Source organism: Cyanobacterium sp. IPPAS B-1200, assembly GCF_001747005.2.
Taxonomy (GTDB): Bacteria; Cyanobacteriota; Cyanobacteriia; order Cyanobacteriales; family Cyanobacteriaceae; genus Cyanobacterium.
Window position 1 is genome coordinate 2,621,209 of record NZ_CP182899.1, and the last position, 16,415, is coordinate 2,637,623.

General features: G+C 37.4%; 15 protein-coding genes, 1 tRNA gene and 1 pseudogene. 4 read left to right on the top strand and 13 right to left on the bottom strand.

Features of this window, described 5'->3' with window-relative positions; all coding sequences use genetic code 11:
- Positions 1-34: 34 nt before the first annotated feature.
- The 4 genes from A5482_RS12220 to A5482_RS12235 all read right to left on the bottom strand — a co-directional run bounded on the left by A5482_RS12220 (position 35) and on the right by A5482_RS12235 (position 2,570).
- Positions 35-1,060, bottom strand: coding sequence for a permease (locus A5482_RS12220; protein ID WP_069791514.1), 1,026 nt, complete (start codon positions 1,058-1,060; stop codon positions 35-37).
- A 186-nt stretch (positions 1,061-1,246) separates the two neighbouring features.
- Positions 1,247-1,480, bottom strand: a complete 234-nt coding sequence (locus tag A5482_RS12225) for a thioredoxin family protein (RefSeq protein ID WP_069791513.1) — start codon at positions 1,478-1,480, stop codon at positions 1,247-1,249.
- Positions 1,481-1,492: 12 nt separating this feature from the next.
- Positions 1,493-1,909: a beta-lactamase hydrolase domain-containing protein gene (locus A5482_RS12230; RefSeq protein WP_069791512.1), complete on the bottom strand. Its 417-nt coding sequence runs from the start codon at positions 1,907-1,909 to the stop codon at positions 1,493-1,495.
- A gap of 271 nt (positions 1,910-2,180) precedes the next feature.
- Entirely contained in the window at positions 2,181-2,570 is a 390-nt protein-coding gene (locus A5482_RS12235) for a MerR family DNA-binding protein (protein ID WP_069791511.1), read from the bottom strand.
- Positions 2,571-2,732: 162 nt separating this feature from the next.
- Between A5482_RS12235 and A5482_RS12240 the strand changes: the two are divergent.
- Positions 2,733-4,038 (top strand): annotated as a pseudogene (locus A5482_RS12240) (NF041680 family putative transposase).
- 155 nt (positions 4,039-4,193) lie between these two features.
- On the opposite strand, the gene A5482_RS12245 reads toward A5482_RS12240, so the two are convergent.
- From A5482_RS12245 to A5482_RS12275, 7 genes are all read right to left on the bottom strand, one after another.
- On the bottom strand, positions 4,194-4,973 hold the full coding sequence (locus tag A5482_RS12245) for an HAD-IA family hydrolase (RefSeq protein WP_069791490.1): 780 nt from the start codon (positions 4,971-4,973) through the stop codon (positions 4,194-4,196).
- Positions 4,974-5,123: 150 nt separating this feature from the next.
- The gene (gene glyS, locus A5482_RS12250) at positions 5,124-7,256 is read right to left on the bottom strand and encodes a glycine--tRNA ligase subunit beta (RefSeq protein ID WP_069791377.1); all 2,133 of its coding nucleotides are present in this window, start codon (positions 7,254-7,256) and stop codon (positions 5,124-5,126) included.
- Between the two features lie 300 nt (positions 7,257-7,556).
- Positions 7,557-8,045 carry a hypothetical protein gene (locus tag A5482_RS12255; protein ID WP_069791378.1) on the bottom strand — a complete coding sequence of 163 codons (489 nt, stop codon included), beginning with the start codon at positions 8,043-8,045 and terminating at the stop codon, positions 7,557-7,559.
- A 21-nt stretch (positions 8,046-8,066) separates the two neighbouring features.
- On the bottom strand, positions 8,067-8,384 hold the full coding sequence (locus tag A5482_RS12260) for a hypothetical protein (protein WP_069791379.1): 318 nt from the start codon (positions 8,382-8,384) through the stop codon (positions 8,067-8,069).
- Positions 8,381-8,845, bottom strand: coding sequence for a hypothetical protein (locus A5482_RS12265; protein WP_069791380.1), 465 nt, complete (start codon positions 8,843-8,845; stop codon positions 8,381-8,383). The genes A5482_RS12260 and A5482_RS12265 overlap by 4 nt, the downstream gene beginning before the upstream one ends.
- 175 nt (positions 8,846-9,020) lie before the next feature.
- Complete coding sequence (ndk, locus tag A5482_RS12270; protein WP_069791381.1) at positions 9,021-9,470, bottom strand: nucleoside-diphosphate kinase; 450 nt, start codon at positions 9,468-9,470, stop codon at positions 9,021-9,023.
- Positions 9,471-9,545: 75 nt separating this feature from the next.
- The gene (locus tag A5482_RS12275; protein ID WP_069791382.1) at positions 9,546-10,043 is read right to left on the bottom strand and encodes a CYTH domain-containing protein; all 498 of its coding nucleotides are present in this window, start codon (positions 10,041-10,043) and stop codon (positions 9,546-9,548) included.
- Positions 10,044-10,100: 57 nt separating this feature from the next.
- Between A5482_RS12275 and A5482_RS12280 the strand changes: the two genes are divergently transcribed.
- The 3 genes from A5482_RS12280 to coaE all read left to right on the top strand — a co-directional run bounded on the left by A5482_RS12280 (position 10,101) and on the right by coaE (position 13,502).
- A tRNA-Cys gene (locus tag A5482_RS12280) sits at positions 10,101-10,172 on the top strand.
- A 243-nt stretch (positions 10,173-10,415) separates the two neighbouring features.
- The gene (locus A5482_RS12285; protein WP_069791383.1) at positions 10,416-12,824 is read left to right on the top strand and encodes an HD family phosphohydrolase; all 2,409 of its coding nucleotides are present in this window, start codon (positions 10,416-10,418) and stop codon (positions 12,822-12,824) included.
- 96 nt (positions 12,825-12,920) lie between these two features.
- Entirely contained in the window at positions 12,921-13,502 is a 582-nt protein-coding gene (gene coaE / locus A5482_RS12290) for a dephospho-CoA kinase (protein ID WP_069791384.1), read from the top strand.
- On the opposite strand, the gene eno is transcribed toward coaE, so the two are convergent.
- Together eno and aroA are read right to left on the bottom strand one after the other, a co-directional pair.
- Positions 13,488-14,777 carry a phosphopyruvate hydratase gene (gene eno, locus A5482_RS12295; protein ID WP_069791385.1) on the bottom strand — a complete coding sequence of 430 codons (1,290 nt, stop codon included), beginning with the start codon at positions 14,775-14,777 and terminating at the stop codon, positions 13,488-13,490. The genes coaE and eno overlap by 15 nt on opposite strands.
- A 129-nt stretch (positions 14,778-14,906) precedes the next feature.
- The gene (gene aroA, locus A5482_RS12300) at positions 14,907-16,262 is read right to left on the bottom strand and encodes a 3-phosphoshikimate 1-carboxyvinyltransferase (RefSeq protein WP_069791386.1); all 1,356 of its coding nucleotides are present in this window, start codon (positions 16,260-16,262) and stop codon (positions 14,907-14,909) included.
- Positions 16,263-16,415 lie beyond the last annotated feature (153 nt).

Genomic DNA, 16,415 nt, shown 5'->3' on the forward strand with positions numbered 1-16,415 from the left:
CGTAATATCTTTTTTTTCTCGTTTTAGTTAATGGTTAAACTACTAAAAAGCCGTTGAATAAATAACCCACTAAAATGATTCCGAGGGTAGTTATACCAATAAAAATACCTAATAATTTTGGGCGTAAAACTTTCCTTAAAATAATCATTTGAGGTAAGGAAAGCGCTGTTACTGCCATGGTAAAAGCCAACACTGTACCAATGGGCATCCCTTTATCCACTAACACGGAAGCGATGGGTAACACCCCTGCCACGTTGGTATAAAGAGGTACACCGAATATCACCGCCAAAAGTACCGCAAAAGGATTATTTTCCCCAATCCATTGGCTAATAAATTCTGTGGGTAAATAACCGTGAATGGCTGCTCCAATGCCAATACCCACCACTACATACAGCCACACTGATTTAATGATTTCACTAGCTTGAAACCAACCTATTTTGGTGCGATCACGTAGTGGCGCTGCGCGATCGCCCCAGGTCATGTTACTATCATTATCATAGCCCACATCATCCATAGAATCATCATTTTCATGGGACTTTTGTAAATCCCAAATGAAAGATTCTACCCATTTTTCCAACTTCAAAGCACCGATAATATAACCAGCAATAATAGCTAAAGTAATTCCAAAAATTACATAAACTAAAGTTACCCTTAAACCAAATAACGCCAACAACAAGAATACCGCCACCGCATCCACCATGGGAGCAGAAATTAGATAAGAAAAAGTAATGCCCAAAGGAATTCCAGCCTTTAAAAAACCGATAAACAAAGGCACCGCAGAACAAGAACAAAAAGGGGTAACAGCCCCCAACATCGCCGCCAAAATGTTACCACTTAACTTTCTTTTTCCTTCTAAATATTCCCTAACTTTTTCTGCTTCTAAAAAACTTTGTAAAGTACCAACTACAAAGCTAATTACTAATAATAAAGTTAATACTTTAGGAACATCATAAAAGAAAAAATGAAGGCTAGAACCAAGGGGAGAATCAACAGACAAACCAAATAATTTAGTAACTATTTGAGTTGATAACCAATCAAAAGGATAAAATAAATCAAACATTTAAAATTCTCTTTTTATATTTTAATAGTTATTAAATACTTTGTTTGTTATAAAAGATTTAACAAAATAAAAGCTATACAGTTAACTGTAGCAATTTGCTTTAAAAAAAAATTAGATAGGGGATTTTAAGCCCCTATTATTCATTAGATAAGATCAATTAGTTAAGACTAAATAAGCAAAAATAATTTATAAAAATTTCTCCACCTCCTGCGCACTCAATACCTTACCTTTACTAACAATTTTTCCATTAACAGCCAAAGCAGGAGTCGTCATCACTCCGCGGGTAGCAATCTCAACACTATCTGTGATGTGGCAAATTTCTGCCTCAAAGTTTAATTTATTAATGGCTGTTTTAACATTGGCTTCTAATTGGTGACATTTTTTGCAACCAGTACCAAGTATTTCTAATTTTAAAGACATAGTTTTTTCTCCTTATTTTTGAAAGTAATTATGGGCAAAATCCATAATGATTTGTTTTTTGGGTAAGTCTAATTTTTCAAACTCTTCCAAATATTTTTCCTCTGTCCAATTCTCTTTATTTGCTAAAGTTAAAAGAGTAAAAACTCCTGCTCTTAATCCTGATGCACAACGAATATAACTAGGTTGAGGTAAATTATCTAATTTTTCCATAAAAAGATTAAGGGTATCTTGATTTAAGGTTTGAGGGGTAACGGGGATATTTGCATGATGAAAGCCAATATCGGTGATTGTTTGACTATCTAATTGATTTCCTTCCCCCGATGAGCATAAATCAATGACGGTGTTATACCCCTGCTGTTTTACTTTTTGTAGTTGTTCAGTTTCTGTAATCGAACCAATGGCAAGGTTTTCAGTAATTTTATTGAACATATTTTCCTAAGTTTGACTTATATTTTGCTTTAACTATCTTTAGCTTAAAGTCTATACCTAGGTATAATGTCAAGGGGTAATTAATTGATAATTGATAACTTGAGTTTAGACTAAATCTAATTTTAAACGCTGAAACCCTTATATGACGTATGTTTTATATTTTTTACATTAAACGGATAAGAATAGTCAAAATTCTTGCTGTATAAGGATCATAGCTTCTTACAGTTCAAATTAGTCTAAAGTACAGTGATAATTGATAATTGATAATTGTTTACAGGACTTCACACTGATGATTAGGGTTAGTGGTATCAATTTTGGTTTGGCATTCCTGTAATAAGGGGATTAATTCTTGTTTGATGGACTCTAATTGATTAATCTTTTTGTTAATTGTGTCTATTTTCTGTTTTAAATGATTATATACTGCTTGGCAGGTGAGCGATCGCCCTTGTTTTAGTTCTAATAATTGCTTAATTTCTTCTAAGGTTAAACCAAGAGATTTTACTTTAAGAATAAACTTTAATATTTTTATATCTTCGGAGTCGAAAATACGATAACCTGATTGATTTCTTTGTAAACTAGGTATTAAACCAATACGCTCATAATAGTAAATAGTTTGACTATTAATATTTAATTGTTTACAAACTTCTCCTACTAGAAGCATATTTTTTATCTTATAGTAAAATAATATATTTATTTTTTATATAATTAAAATTCTTTTTTATGACTGTAGTTTAGACTAAATGGAAAGTGGAGCAAGGAAGGACAAGACATAAAAGAAAAATAGAGAGAAAATATAAATAAGCAAAAATAAAATCTTCTCTCTATGAACAAATATAGCAGACTGGAAAATTTCCGTCATGACACCTATGAAATGTTAGTCAAAGGTAAAGATGCCACTTTTCAATTGATGGATAGTGTTATGACCACGGAAAATGCTCGTAGTTTGGCAGATTTTTCTTTATCACCTTTTTTCCATCGGCAATGGTGTAGTACCTATGAAGCCATAAAAGATTGTCGTCCGAACAGCAACAAATTGATGAAACGATATATTCAAGAAATAGACACCTTAGAATATACATTACTAGGTATAGATCATACTCAGTGGAAGTTTGAAGATAGTCCCACCATGAAAGATAGAGGTTATCAATATTCTTCGTCATCCATCAATTCATCGGTCATAGGACAAGGATATAGCACCATCGCTTGGTTACCACCATTGAATGAGAAAGGAAGTTGGGCATTACCTTTAAGACATGAAAGAATCACATCCTTTGAAAATCCTCTGGGTAAAGCAACATGGCAACTAAGGCAAGTGTGTAGAAAATTGCCAGAAAATAAACCGAAATTGGTGGTGTTGGATTGTGAGTATGGCAATGGCAAATTTATTAAGCAAACCGCAGATATTGAAATCAGTAAGTTGATTAGAGTACGTTCTAATCTATGTCTTTATGGTAATCCTCAGCCTATAGCGGTAGAGGCAGACCGAAAAAACATGGGGCAAAGTTGAAATTAAATCAATGTGACCATTTTCCCCATGCCCATGAAATATTAGAAATGGAAGACTCATCCCTAGGAACAATACGGATGAGTAAATGGAAAGAACTTCATTTCTACAATGCCCCTTCACAAAAGCTAACCCTGTTTAAAATTGAACGATTGAAGCAGAAAAAAACTGGTGCTTTACATCGCCCACTGTGGTTAATCTGGGTGGGAGAGCAATTTTTATCTTCTTCCAATATTTGGATTCAATACAGCCGACGATTTGGTGTGGACCACTGGTATCGTTTCGCCAAGCAAAGATTACATTGGACGTTACCCCATTTTCGCACCCCTGAGAGTTGTCAAAGGTGGAGCAATTTAATTGTCAATATTACTTGGCAGTTATGGTTATCCAAGGATTTAGTCAAAGAATATCATCTGCCATGGCAAAAACCTCAACAGAATTTAACCCCGGAAGAGTGGCTCTGTCTATGACTTCATTATTGATGGACATTGGAAGTCCTACCCTTTCTCCTAAAAGTCGGGGAAAATCCCATGGCTGGCCTAAAGGTCGAAAAAGAAACAAAGCTAAAGTTTATCCTACGGTTAAAAAGCGTTTATCTAAGACTAAAAAAAGACCAAAAAAATAACTTTTAAGCCATTATTAAATTCATTTATAGCGTTTTTGAGCTAATCTTTGTTAGCTTACTTATTCTCTTACAATTTTTTCTTAGTCTAAACTACAGTTATGAAATAAAAAACAAAATTTGTACAATTTATTCTCCACAAAAAGCCACATTACCAACTACCTTGATATATTATCAATCAAATCAATAGTTAAACATTTTTTATCTAATTGAGGAATTAAAGACGATATTTCATCTTGATATTGAATAACATTACAAGGATTTTTTTCATCTCCTAAACTATTCAAAACTACCATGGCAGAGTCAAAATTTTCATCTTTGGTATAGTCATTAATAGTAATAATTGCTTTTATATTTGCTCTGGTGGCCGCTACCAAGCCTTGGTTAGTATCTTCGATGGTTACACATTCATGGGGGGAAAGGTTTAATTTTTTGAGGGCTAATTCATATATATCGGGGGCGGGTTTTTTGTTTTCTACCATATCCCCTGCGGCTATCACTTCAATCCATGAAATTATTTCCGAACTACAAGTTCCATCCAGTAAAGCTTTTACGTTTTTAACTGCCGAAGTAGATGCGATCGCAAGGCGCACATTTTTTTCATGGGCTTCCGTCATCAATCTTGCTACTCCAGTACGCAATTTAATGGTTTTATCTTGCACTAATTGGGCGTAATATTGATTCTTTATTTTATGAACATTTAAGATAAATTCATCGAGAGAAGCAGGTAATTTAAAATCCTGTTGATAGTTATTTATATAGTAGGTAAAACGTTCTTTTCCTCCTCCAATTTTGAGTAATTTGCCATAAAAATCTACATCCCATTGCCAAGGCAAATTAAGTTCATCAAAGGCAAGATTAAATGCTACTCTATGACCATCTCTTTCGGTTTCGGCAACGGTGCCATCGACATCGAATATAAGTGCTTTAAGGTTCATTTTTTCTTGCATTGGTAAATTTAACTATGATTTTTAGTTTAGTTAGGAAATAGGAAATGGACAATAGTGAAAATATTCTTAGGAGGTTCAATGATTGAAAATTAAGTTAAACTTCCCCCTTATTAAGGGGAGTTAGGGGGGATCATATAATTATTTAACGATCGCACCGAAATCGGCTAAAATACGACTATGGTTGCGTAATAAACCTAAAAGATTAAGACGATTTTCTTTAACACTCTCATCTTCTGCCATTACCAAAACACTGTCATCCCCATCAAAAAAGTTACTGATAGTAGGGGCAATGTCCACTAAAGCATTGGTTAACAAATGATAATCACTATTAGCTTTTGCTTTTTGAGAAATAGGTAATAATTTTTCAAGAGCTTTATATAATTCTTCCTCGGAATTAGACTCAAATAATATGGAATTAACTACATTTTCGGGAACTAATTCTGTAGTATTTAAACCTCCTTTTTTAGCCAACTTTGTAGAACGATTTACAGTTTCGTAAATATTGCCCAAAGTACCATTATTCCTAATTTCTTGTAAAAATAAAGCACGATTACGTACATCTAAAACACTGCTTAAAGCCCTTTGTTTATATTCTTCGTCCCCTTCTCCCAAGACAGCATTAACCAAATCATAGTCAATATTTAACTCATCTTGGAGTAAAGTTTCAATCCGTTGTAAGAAAAAATCGGTGACAGTTTGTAGAGGAGATTCTTGATTATGTCCTGCTAAGAAATCGTTACAGGCTTGTTCTATTAATTGAGTTAAATTAATGGATAAATTGCCGTGCCATGCAATATTAATAATACCATTTGCTGATCTTCTGAGGGCAAAAGGATCACTAGAACCCGATGGTATCATACCCAATCCAATTATACTAACAATGGTGTCGAGGCGATCGCTAATACCCACTACTTGACCATTGAGGGTATGGGGCATAATATCATCAGCATTACGGGGTAAATAATGTTCAAAAATTCCCTTTGCTACCGCCGCCGACTCTCCACTGACGAGGGCATATTTTTCCCCCATCACCCCTTGTAATTCGGGAAACTCATATACCATCTGGGTAACTAAATCGGCTTTACAAAGAGAAGCAGTGCTTTCAATTTCCGCTTTTTGAATCTCATCGAGGTTTAATTGTTCGCTAATTTGTTGGCTAATGGCAAGGATGCGGTTAACCTTGTCATACATTGTGCCTAAATCTTCTTGGAAGGTGACGTTTTCTAGTTGGGGTAAATAAGTTTCTAAATGCTCATCACAATCGGCTTGGTAGAAGAATTGAGCATCGGCAAGTCTTGCCCTAATTACCTTGGCGTTACCTGTGGCGATGATGTCGGACTTTTGGGGATCTCCATTACCGATGGTGATAAAGTAGGGTAATAATGCTCCTTTTTCATCTTTGATGGGGAAGTAACGTTGGTGTGTCACCATGACGGTGGTAATTACTTCGGGGGGAAGTTGCAAAAATTCCGCCTCAAAACTACCTAGAATGGCGGTAGGATATTCCACAAGGTTAGTTACCTCGGCGAGTAAGTCGGGATAGATTTCTGCTTTACCCCCTACTTTCTGGGCAATTTCTTGGATTTGTTTTTTGATAGATTCATGTCTTTCATTGACATCTACTTGTACAAAGGCTTTTTCTAAAGATGTTTTATAGTCTTTGGCATTCTCTATGGTTATTTCTTCGGGATGTAAAATTCTGTGTCCAGTAGAAAAGCGATCGCCCTTAATTGTTGTGTTACCGTTAGGTAATTGGAGGGGTAATATATCCTTATCCCAAAGTGCCACTAAATGACGAATGGGGCGAGGAAAACGCAAATCTCCATCAGCCCAACGCATAAATCTTCTTCCCTCTAATCCCGTTATCCACTGAGGGATTAATTGTTGTAATATTTCTGGAGTATTTTGACCAACAAACTTTTTATTGACAAAGATAAAGTCTCCTTTGGGGGTAGTTTTTACCTCCACCTCATCCATACTTACTCCTTGCTTACGGGTAAAGCCTTCTAGGGCTTTGGTGGGTTGCCCATCCTTGTAGGCGGCGCTAACGGGGGGGCCTTTTATTTCTTCTTCTCTGTCGAGTTGTTTATCAGCAATGCCTTCTATTAGTACGGCTAAACGTCTAGGAGTGCCATATATATTGATTTTTTTAGGTTGCAGATATTCTGATTCTAAATGATTTTTTATTTTTTCTTGCCACTGTGCGATCGCACTATCCACAAAACTAGCGGGTAATTCTTCTGTTCCAATTTCTAATAGAAAATCAGGCATTTTATACTAACTTACTCATAATATTATCGATTATCTAATTATATAGGGAATGGGGAATGAGCCATAGGGAATGAAGAATGAGTGATAAATAATGGGTAATAGGTAATTAATTATTAATTAAATATATTATTTGATGAGGGTTTTAAATTTCTACAATAAATGATATAGCGTTTTTTATAATTATGAGATACATTTATGATTTTCAAGTCCCCCTTATCAAGGGGGATTTAGGGGGATCATTTTGTACCCCGTAACCATGATAATTGCTATATATAGATTAACCAACACCATATTTTCAGTTTATAAATATTTACTTTTAATATCCTGTAACCTATTAGATAACATCTCCAATCTTTCCACCCCCTCATGCAAAAAATCATCACCTTTTTTTTGGTTATTTTCTCGGTTCATGGGCTTCCAATTGGTACAATCAAAAGTTAATTGAGGAAACCATTTTTTTGGTAATTGATGATCAATTGTCATGTCTGCATGATTATATTTCCAGTGTTTATAGGTGGGGTATTCTATATCACTAATCTCCAGATAACCACAGGCATATAAAGAATACAATACCGAAGCCCTGCCATAGTCAGTGCCACTATTATTATCATCATCAATAAAATTATCTAAATCTTGCTTTCTAGCAAAACTTATCTGATGAATTTTATAACGTTTTTGCTTTTGCCCTTTAAAGTTTAAGCCATATTCCACGAATTCAAAGTCAAAACAAAATAATTCCGATAATTCCTGCAATATTACTTCGTAACTTTCATACAAATCAATAAGCATAGGTTTTCAGATAAATATTATTTATTGATACTTCATTTTTAAAGCACTAATTACTTTTTTCCCTGATTTTAAGACTTCTATCAAATCATCACCTTCCTTTGCTTTTTCATAATTTTCTTCAGCTTTTTGAATAGCAAAATCAACAAAGTCAATGGGTTTATTTACCATGTTGACTTGTAATAATTTCCAAGATTTAATAACATTTTCCCAACCCACATTACGATAACCTTTTTCTCTTACTATTTTTTGTTCAGATTTTTGAAGGTTATTAAAATGCTCGGAGTTTCTCTTTTGAGCTTGTCTATAGTTTAAATTATCGAAGCTATTTTGTTTTTTCATGCAATATCTTTGTTTCTTGAATCTCCGTATTTTTTTCTATATGCTTCAGCAATTTTGAGAGCATCATCAACAACTTTTTCAGCTTTTTCTAAATCTCCTTTTACTGTTTCTGTGGATACTGCACCAATTTCTTTGAGAAGGGTGTCATCTTCCTTTTTAACCTTTCCAAAAATATTTTTAAATTGTAAGACAATCTCACTTTTTGACCAATCAGTCATATTTTTAGTAATAGATTTAACCTTTGCCCTTAGCCCAAAGTTATCATTGTTGAGTTTTTTATTTATATCTGCTCTCTCATTTCTTTCTGCTAAAATTCTTAGTAAACTTTCCCTGGAAATAATAAATTGATCATTTTCTAAAAAGTTGTTAAGCTCTTGTTTTTTGAGATTTGTTAAATTAATTAATCGAAGTTCACTATGTCTTTCAAGAATCTGAGCCTCTAATTCTTCTCTTTTAATCATTTTTCTCGTGAATCAACTTGATTTAATATTTTACTAAATTTTCACTAAATTAATAAACTATGCTGATATTTTGACAGCAAACTTTACTAATCAATATAGTTTTATATATATTTATTCTTCCCAAAAAATAAAAAATCCCCTCACTTTTAAGTAAAGAGAGAGGGGAAATGATATATTATTCAGAAAGCCAAGGTTTCATGGTGTTTTGCCAAGAGCAAAGTTCTTCTTCTTTAAACCAAAGGCTGATTTCTCTTTGGGCAGTTTCAATGGCATCTGAGCCATGGATGAGGTTTCTACCGATATTAACGCCATAGTCTCCTCTAATGGTACCTGGTTCAGCACTTAAAGGATCAGTGGCACCGATAATTTTACGGGCAGAAGCCACTACTCCTTCTCCTTCCCATACCATGGCAACCACGGGGGAAGAAATGATGAATTCGACTAAACTACCAAAGAAGGGGCGCTCTTTATGGACATCGTAATGTTTTTCGGCTAATTCTTGGGATACGGCCATTAGTTTTAAGCCAACGAGGGTAAATCCTTTATTTTCTAAACGTTTGATTACTTCTCCTACGAGGTTGCGTTGTACTCCGTCGGGTTTAATCATTAAAAAAGTGCGTTCCATGGTATTCTCCTAGCAATAATTTATTTTTATTTCCCTAAAAAAGATTACCTTAGATGTTGCACCTTTTCACAAGTTTTATGGATTATTTTGCTCGGGGTGTGTAGTCCATTGACCGTTGTTGTAAGGATTTTTGACAAGGTTAGAATTATAGTAGCGTAAATCCTCGGTTACTTCCTTATCTATCCATGGGGGTAAGGAGATGGTTTGATTTTCTGAGGTTAGTTCTACTTCTGCTAATAGTAAGCCTTGATTATCGCCAAAAAATTCGTCTATTTCCCAAATTAGTTCTCTGATTTTGATTTTATAACGTTTTTTTTCGATTAAAGGGCGATCGCACATAATTTGTAACATTTCCTGGGCATCAACCAAGGGAATAGGGTATTCAAACTCAGGGCGAGTGATTCCTTTTGTTTGACCCTTGAGGGTAAGAAAACCAAGATTACCAGCAATGCGAACCCTCACGGTGCTACCATTTTGGGTATAAATATAACCCTGTTGATAAACCACCCCATCATCAGGGGGTTGCCAAAGCTCTTTATTAACTAAAAACTTGCGTTCAATTTCCATAGACATAATTTTTCCTTGCACATTATACTTATTTTAAGTTAATATAATGAATGGCTAAAAAATGGCGGCATAGCCAAGTGGTAAGGCAAGGGTCTGCAAAACCTTCATCCCCCAGTTCGAATCTGGGTGCCGCCTTAATAAGTTCTTAAAATTAGTTAAAAATTAAACTCTATCATGGGGGATATTCCTACCTCCGTTGATGGGGTTTTTTATTAATAATCAATTATGATTAAATATATTCATTTCAAAAGCAAATTCAAGCATAAATCCTTTTCGATAAGATAGGAAAAATAATTCACTAAAATAGAGAAAGAAAAAAAACTAAAGAATCAAAGGATAATTGCCTTCATCTTCTTAGCCTTTCACAAACTTTTATATATGAAAACTTTACAGTCTATTAGCCAGACTTTGAAAAGATGGCAACAAACTTATAATAATCAAAGCCATCAGGAGTACCCCCAACAATCATACTCTGATACAGATCAAAATATGGGTACTAAGCCAAAATGGTTCAAATTTATCTGTAAAGTTCACCCCCCCGTCATGATTCTCCTTTCCGTCACTACCATTACAGGAGTAATCAGTTATCGTTATTATAATCAACCAGAATTAGCCGCAGGTACCATTGCCCCTAATACCATCATCGCACCCGAAGATGGCTCTTTTATAGACTATCAAACCACAGAAGAACTTCGCCGCAATACAAGAAATGGTTTATTACCCACCCTCAAACAAGATTCAAGCAGTACAGATGCCATTAAAGGTGTCATTAGGGAGAGACTAGAAAAAATCCAACAGGCAAGGGAGATTTTATTAGCAAATCCTGAGATTGATAGTGGTATTCTTTCCTTAGAAATTCAACAGTATTTAAGGGCAACCAATGAAACACAGTGGCGCAATATTGTTGAAAACACAGATAATTTGGCTACTTTATCAGAGGCAAATTCTTTGTTTGGACAAGCCATAGAGCAGTTAATCGCTTATCAACAAAGGGTTGATGAAGGACAGTTTGATAATTTAATTAACCAAATAGCTATCCACAGAAGTAATTATCAGGTTGCCCAAAGTTTACTGACGGATTTTCCTGAGATAACGGATGCTGATAAACGTGAATTTCTAGATTTGAGTGAGCAACAATGGAGAGAAGTTCGAGATTTAGTCAATAGAGTTACTAATCGTATTCTTACCCAAGGAATTCCCATCGGTTTGCCCGAGGCTATCCGCATTGAAGCGGTACAAACTCATTTATCTAATCGTAGTCTTTCCCCATCCCTAGAAGGGGCATTGGTAAGTTTGATTAGCTCTAATTTGCGTACTAATTTAATTACCGATGAGGAAGCTACAAGGGTTAGGGCGGAAAGGGCGGCAGAAGAAATTGAGCCCATTGTTGTAACTATTCAAGCCAATGAAACGATTGTTAATGAGGGACAACAAATTACCCAAGCTGATTTTGTTTTATTAGACAATTTTGGGCTGAGTCGCCGTAGTGTTAATTGGGGGGGAGTACTAACTTCTGGGGCTTTGACAGGGGGGGCTTTGGTGGTATTTATGGCGATCGCCACTAAACGCACCCAAAGAAGATTAAGAAGAAGGGACCAATTTTTATGGTGGTTACTTAGCATATCTGTTCCCGTAATCAGTTTATTTGATGTGGGGTACAACTCCTTACCCGCCGTAGGCTTTTTAATGAGCAGTTTTTATGGCCCCGTGGTGGCCGTAGCCCATGTCAGTCTCACCGCTGGGTTAACCCTATTTCAAACAGGCACTTTGGGATGGCAATATCTAGCTTCCTCCTACGCCTCATCCATATTAGCCGCCATCATCGCCTCCCGTCTACGCTCTCGGGAAGAATTAGCCTTTTTGGGGGGTGGGGTAGGTTTCACCCAAGGGGCTGTCTATTTTGTCGTCACCGTCGCCTCCACTGCCACCATCGGCAGTCTTTGGTATGCCGTCATACCTGGAACGCTTTGGCATGGTGCTGTGGGCTTAACCTATGGAGTAATCGCCCTTGGTATTTCCCCTTACCTAGAAAGATTTTTTGACCTTATCACCCCCATTCGTCTCGCGGAATTATCTAACCCCAATCGCCCCCTTTTAAAACGATTGGCTACCGAAGCCCCCGGCACTTTCCAACATACGATGTTTGTATCTTCCCTTGCGGAGGCTGCTGCTCGAAAGTTAAATTGTAATGTGGAGTTAGTCAGGGCTGGTACACTTTATCATGACATTGGCAAAATGCACGATCCCCTCGGGTTTATTGAAAATCAAATGGGTGGTAACAATAAACATGATCAAATAAATGACCCTTGGGAAAGTGCTGACATTATCAAAAAACACGTTAGCGAAGGGATTTTGATGGCAAAAAGACATGGTTTGCCCCAAGCCATTCGTAATTTTATTCCCGAACATCAAGGCACTTTATTAATCTCCTATTTCTATTACCAAGCCAAAACCCAAGCCGAAGACAATCCAGACATCGCCATTGACGAGACTAATTTCCGTTACGATGGCCCTATTCCTCAATCCCGTGAGACGGGTATTGTAATGTTAGCAGATGGTTGTGAAGCGGCATTGCGATCACTCAATGATGCTACTCCTGAACAAGCCATGGCAATGGTTAACAAGATTTTTAAGGCTCGTTGGCGAGATCATCAATTGGATGATTGTGGTTTGCGTTATGATGAGTTACCCATCATCGCCGAGGTGTTTATTAATGTCTGGCAACAGTTTAACCATAAACGTATTGTTTATCCCAAGGGTGCTTTGGAAATGAAAACTTCAAAGTAATTGATAATTGAGAATGGATAATTGATAATAAAAACTCCTACATTACTGCTTATTGATTTTGATTACTTTCACTAAAACGCTTTTTTATTACTAATGATGATTATTGGTTTGACGGGGGGCATTGCCACGGGCAAAAGTACGGTATCGGATTATTTACAAAATAAGTACGCAATTCCCGTCATTGATGCGGATATTTTGGCTAGGGAGGCGGTGAAGGTTTATTCTCCTATCTATAAAAGGATTGTGAAGCGATATGGTAGTGAAATATTGTTGGCTGATGTGAGTATCAATCGGGCTAGGTTAGGGGAGATTATTTTTAATGATGAGTCGGAAAAGTTGTGGCTAGAAGGGCAAATTCATCCTTACGTTAGACAAGAAATGGAAAGGGAGGTTAGGGAGTCTCAAGCACCGATAATGGTGTTGTCTATTCCTCTTTTGTTTGAGGCAAAAATGACTGATTTGGTAGAGCAGATTTGGGTAGTGTATGCCGATTTTGAAACTCAGGTGGCTCGGTTACAAAGGCGTAATGGTTTATCCAAAGAAAGTGCGATCGCCCGTATTACCAGTCAAATGCCCCTAAGAGAAAAACTCAAAAGGGCAGATGTAGTTATTGATAACTCTGGAGATATAAAAGACCTATATCAGATCATAGACCAAGAAATCCTAACAAGGACCTAAGCCAATTTTAGGAGCATATACTGCCCTATCTCCTAACTGATGCTCAATGCGTAATAAACGATTATATTTCGCAACCCTTTCACTACGACAAAGAGAACCAGTTTTTATTTGCCCTGCACGGGTAGCTACCGCCAAATCAGCGATGGTAGTATCTTCGGTTTCCCCAGAGCGGTGACTGATTACAGAGCGATAACCCTTACGAGTAGCCAAATGAATGGTTTCTAAGGTTTCGCTGAGGGTACCAATTTGATTTAACTTGATCAAAATTGCATTGGCAATGCCCAAATCAATACCCTTTTGTAAACGGGTGGCATTGGTTACAAATAAATCATCCCCTACCAACTGAATTTTAGAACCCAGTCTATCAGTCAAAACTTTCCAAGTATCCCAATCATCTTCCTGTAGGGCATCCTCGATGGAAATAATTGGATATTTACCCACCAAATCCGCTAAATAATCGATAAACTCTTCGGAGGAATGGGCAGAGCCATCATAAACATATTGACCGTCTTTGTAAAACTCACTGGCCGCCACATCCATCGCCAAAGCAACCTGTTCCCCTGGCTTATAACCAGCTACCTCGATCGCCTGTAGAAGCAAGTCCAGAGCCTCTTGGTTGGAGCCTAAATTGGGAGCGTATCCCCCCTCATCACCTACCCCAGAGAGTAAGCCTTTTTCCTTTAAAACCTTGCTCAAGGAAGCAAAAATTTCTGCACCCCAACGCAGAGCCTCGGAGAAAGTTTCCGCACCCACGGGCATAATCATAAACTCTTGGAAGTCCACATTATTATCAGCATGGGAACCACCATTTAAAACATTCATCATGGGTACAGGCAAAACATTGGCCAAGGGGCCACCCAAGTAACGGTATAGAGGTATTTGTAACTCAAGGGCGGCAGCTTTCGCATTGGCAAGAGATACAGCGAGGATGGCATTAGCACCCAAATTTTTCTTGTTGGGGGAACCATCACGGTTAATCATAGCCGTATCGATGCCCACTTGATCAAAAGCATCAATATCAAGTAATTCGGGGGCAATTTTTTCTCTGATGTTGCGTACGGCTTTTAAAACCCCGTTACCACCGTAACGATTAGGATCTCCATCTCTCAATTCGTGGGCTTCAAAGCTACCAGTAGAGGCTCCACTAGGCACTTGTGCCATACCGACTACACCACTTTCTAAACGTACTTCCGCTTCAACGGTGGGGCGCCCACGGGAGTCTAATATCTCCCTAGCTTCGATTTCTTCAATCAACATGGAATCTTGTTCTAGCATTTATTTATATACCTTCTCGATGACCTTGTCTATTATTAAATAAAACTAACTTTTACGATAGTCAGTTAGGTAAAAATTATCTAACTTAGTCTTAATGTAGTTCATATATTTGACCGTGATGAACAAAATTTATTTTGTTGTTAACTCCAATAAGGTATCTACAAAGGTAGGGTAAGAGATAGAGGCTGCTTCGGCTCGATGGATGGTGGTTTGTCCTTTGGCCATCAAAGCGGCGATCGCCAAGCTCATAGCAATACGATGATCGGTAAAACTATCTACATCAGCACCATTGAGGGGATTTCCCCCTGTGATCTCTAAACCGTCGGGAAATTCGCTAATTTTTGCACCCATTTTACCCAATTCTAAGGCCATTACCGCAAGGCGATCGCTCTCTTTTACCCTCAATTCTTCTGCATCTTTAATTTTTGTCGTTCCTTCGGCAAAACAGGCGGCTACTGCCAAAATAGGTACTTCGTCAATGAGACGGGGAATGATGGAGCCTTCGATGGTACATCCTTTTAATTTACTCGATTTTACCCGTAAATCCGCCACAGGTTCCCCCGCTGCTTCCCTTTGGTTTTCGAGGGTAATATCAGCCCCCATCATCTGCAAAGCCTCCAAGATACCCACACGGGTAGGGTTTATCCCCACATTCTCAATTAATAAATCCGAATCAGGTGCGATCGCCCCTGCCACCAACCAAAAGGCCGCCGAGCTTATATCCCCCGGTACAATTACCTTTTGCCCCATAAGGGGGGTTTTACCCTCAATGGTAACGCTGTTAGTATTTGGATCGATGTCCAATTTTGCCCCAAAAGCCCGTAACATCCTTTCGCTATGATCCCGTGATAGAGCAGGTTCGGTAACGGTGGTTTTGCCTTCACTCATCAACCCTGCCAACAAAATACAAGATTTTACCTGCGCACTGGCAATGGGGGAATGGTAATGGATTGGTTTTAAATTTTGTCCGATGACTGCCAAAGGAGCGTTTTTGTTGTCTTGTCTGCCATAGATTAAAGCTCCCATTTCTTGCAGAGGTTTTACCACCCGAGACATAGGGCGAGAGCGTAAAGAGTTATCCCCTGTGACGGTGAAAAATTTGTTAGGTTGAGATGCCAATAAACCCAACATCAGGCGCATGGTAGTGCCTGAATTACCTGCATCCAAGATGTCTATGGGTTCTTGTAATCCTTTATCGCCAATACCTTCAACAATTACCTTTTCTGTGTTTAACTCTGATATGGTTGCCCCCATGGCCTGAAAACATTTCGCCGTACTACGGGGATCTTCTCCTAATAATAATCCCTCGATGGTAGTTTGTCCAGAGGCGATCGCCCCTAACATCAAAGCACGATGGGAAATGGACTTATCCCCCGGGATAGAAATAGTACCCCTCAAACCATCACCATTATGCTCAATTACCAGTTGGTCTTCTTGGGGAGTTTTAATCAGTTTAATCACAGTAAAATCGACATCTCCGAACATTAACTAAGATTCAAATTTTACCAGAATCGGTGAGCTATGGCTTAGGAATTATCCATTATTAACTATCCACTCTTAATTCCGTGAAAACTAATTTTAACAATATCTTCGGAAACAAAACCAAAATATCAAGCTAACCTAAAAGTGTAATAAGTA

Excerpts from the sequence above, each read along its gene's own strand:
- A5482_RS12255 (WP_069791378.1), bottom strand. The coding sequence starts at position 8,045 with ATGCTTATTGATTTGTATGAAAGTTACGAAGTAATATTGCAGGAATTA.
- aroA (WP_069791386.1), bottom strand. The coding sequence starts at position 16,262 with ATGTTCGGAGATGTCGATTTTACTGTGATTAAACTGATTAAAACTCCC.
- A5482_RS12245 (WP_069791490.1), bottom strand. The coding sequence starts at position 4,973 with ATGAACCTTAAAGCACTTATATTCGATGTCGATGGCACCGTTGCCGAA.
- eno (WP_069791385.1), bottom strand. The coding sequence starts at position 14,777 with ATGCTAGAACAAGATTCCATGTTGATTGAAGAAATCGAAGCTAGGGAG.
- glyS (WP_069791377.1), bottom strand. The coding sequence starts at position 7,256 with ATGCCTGATTTTCTATTAGAAATTGGAACAGAAGAATTACCCGCTAGT.
- A5482_RS12220 (WP_069791514.1), bottom strand. The coding sequence starts at position 1,060 with ATGTTTGATTTATTTTATCCTTTTGATTGGTTATCAACTCAAATAGTT.
- A5482_RS12265 (WP_069791380.1), bottom strand. The coding sequence starts at position 8,845 with ATGATTAAAAGAGAAGAATTAGAGGCTCAGATTCTTGAAAGACATAGT.
- A5482_RS12285 (WP_069791383.1), top strand. The coding sequence starts at position 10,416 with ATGAAAACTTTACAGTCTATTAGCCAGACTTTGAAAAGATGGCAACAA.
- A5482_RS12225 (WP_069791513.1), bottom strand. The coding sequence starts at position 1,480 with ATGTCTTTAAAATTAGAAATACTTGGTACTGGTTGCAAAAAATGTCAC.
- A5482_RS12235 (WP_069791511.1), bottom strand. The coding sequence starts at position 2,570 with ATGCTTCTAGTAGGAGAAGTTTGTAAACAATTAAATATTAATAGTCAA.
- A5482_RS12275 (WP_069791382.1), bottom strand. The coding sequence starts at position 10,043 with ATGTCTATGGAAATTGAACGCAAGTTTTTAGTTAATAAAGAGCTTTGG.
- coaE (WP_069791384.1), top strand. The coding sequence starts at position 12,921 with ATGATTATTGGTTTGACGGGGGGCATTGCCACGGGCAAAAGTACGGTA.
- A5482_RS12260 (WP_069791379.1), bottom strand. The coding sequence starts at position 8,384 with ATGAAAAAACAAAATAGCTTCGATAATTTAAACTATAGACAAGCTCAA.
- ndk (WP_069791381.1), bottom strand. The coding sequence starts at position 9,470 with ATGGAACGCACTTTTTTAATGATTAAACCCGACGGAGTACAACGCAAC.
- A5482_RS12230 (WP_069791512.1), bottom strand. The coding sequence starts at position 1,909 with ATGTTCAATAAAATTACTGAAAACCTTGCCATTGGTTCGATTACAGAA.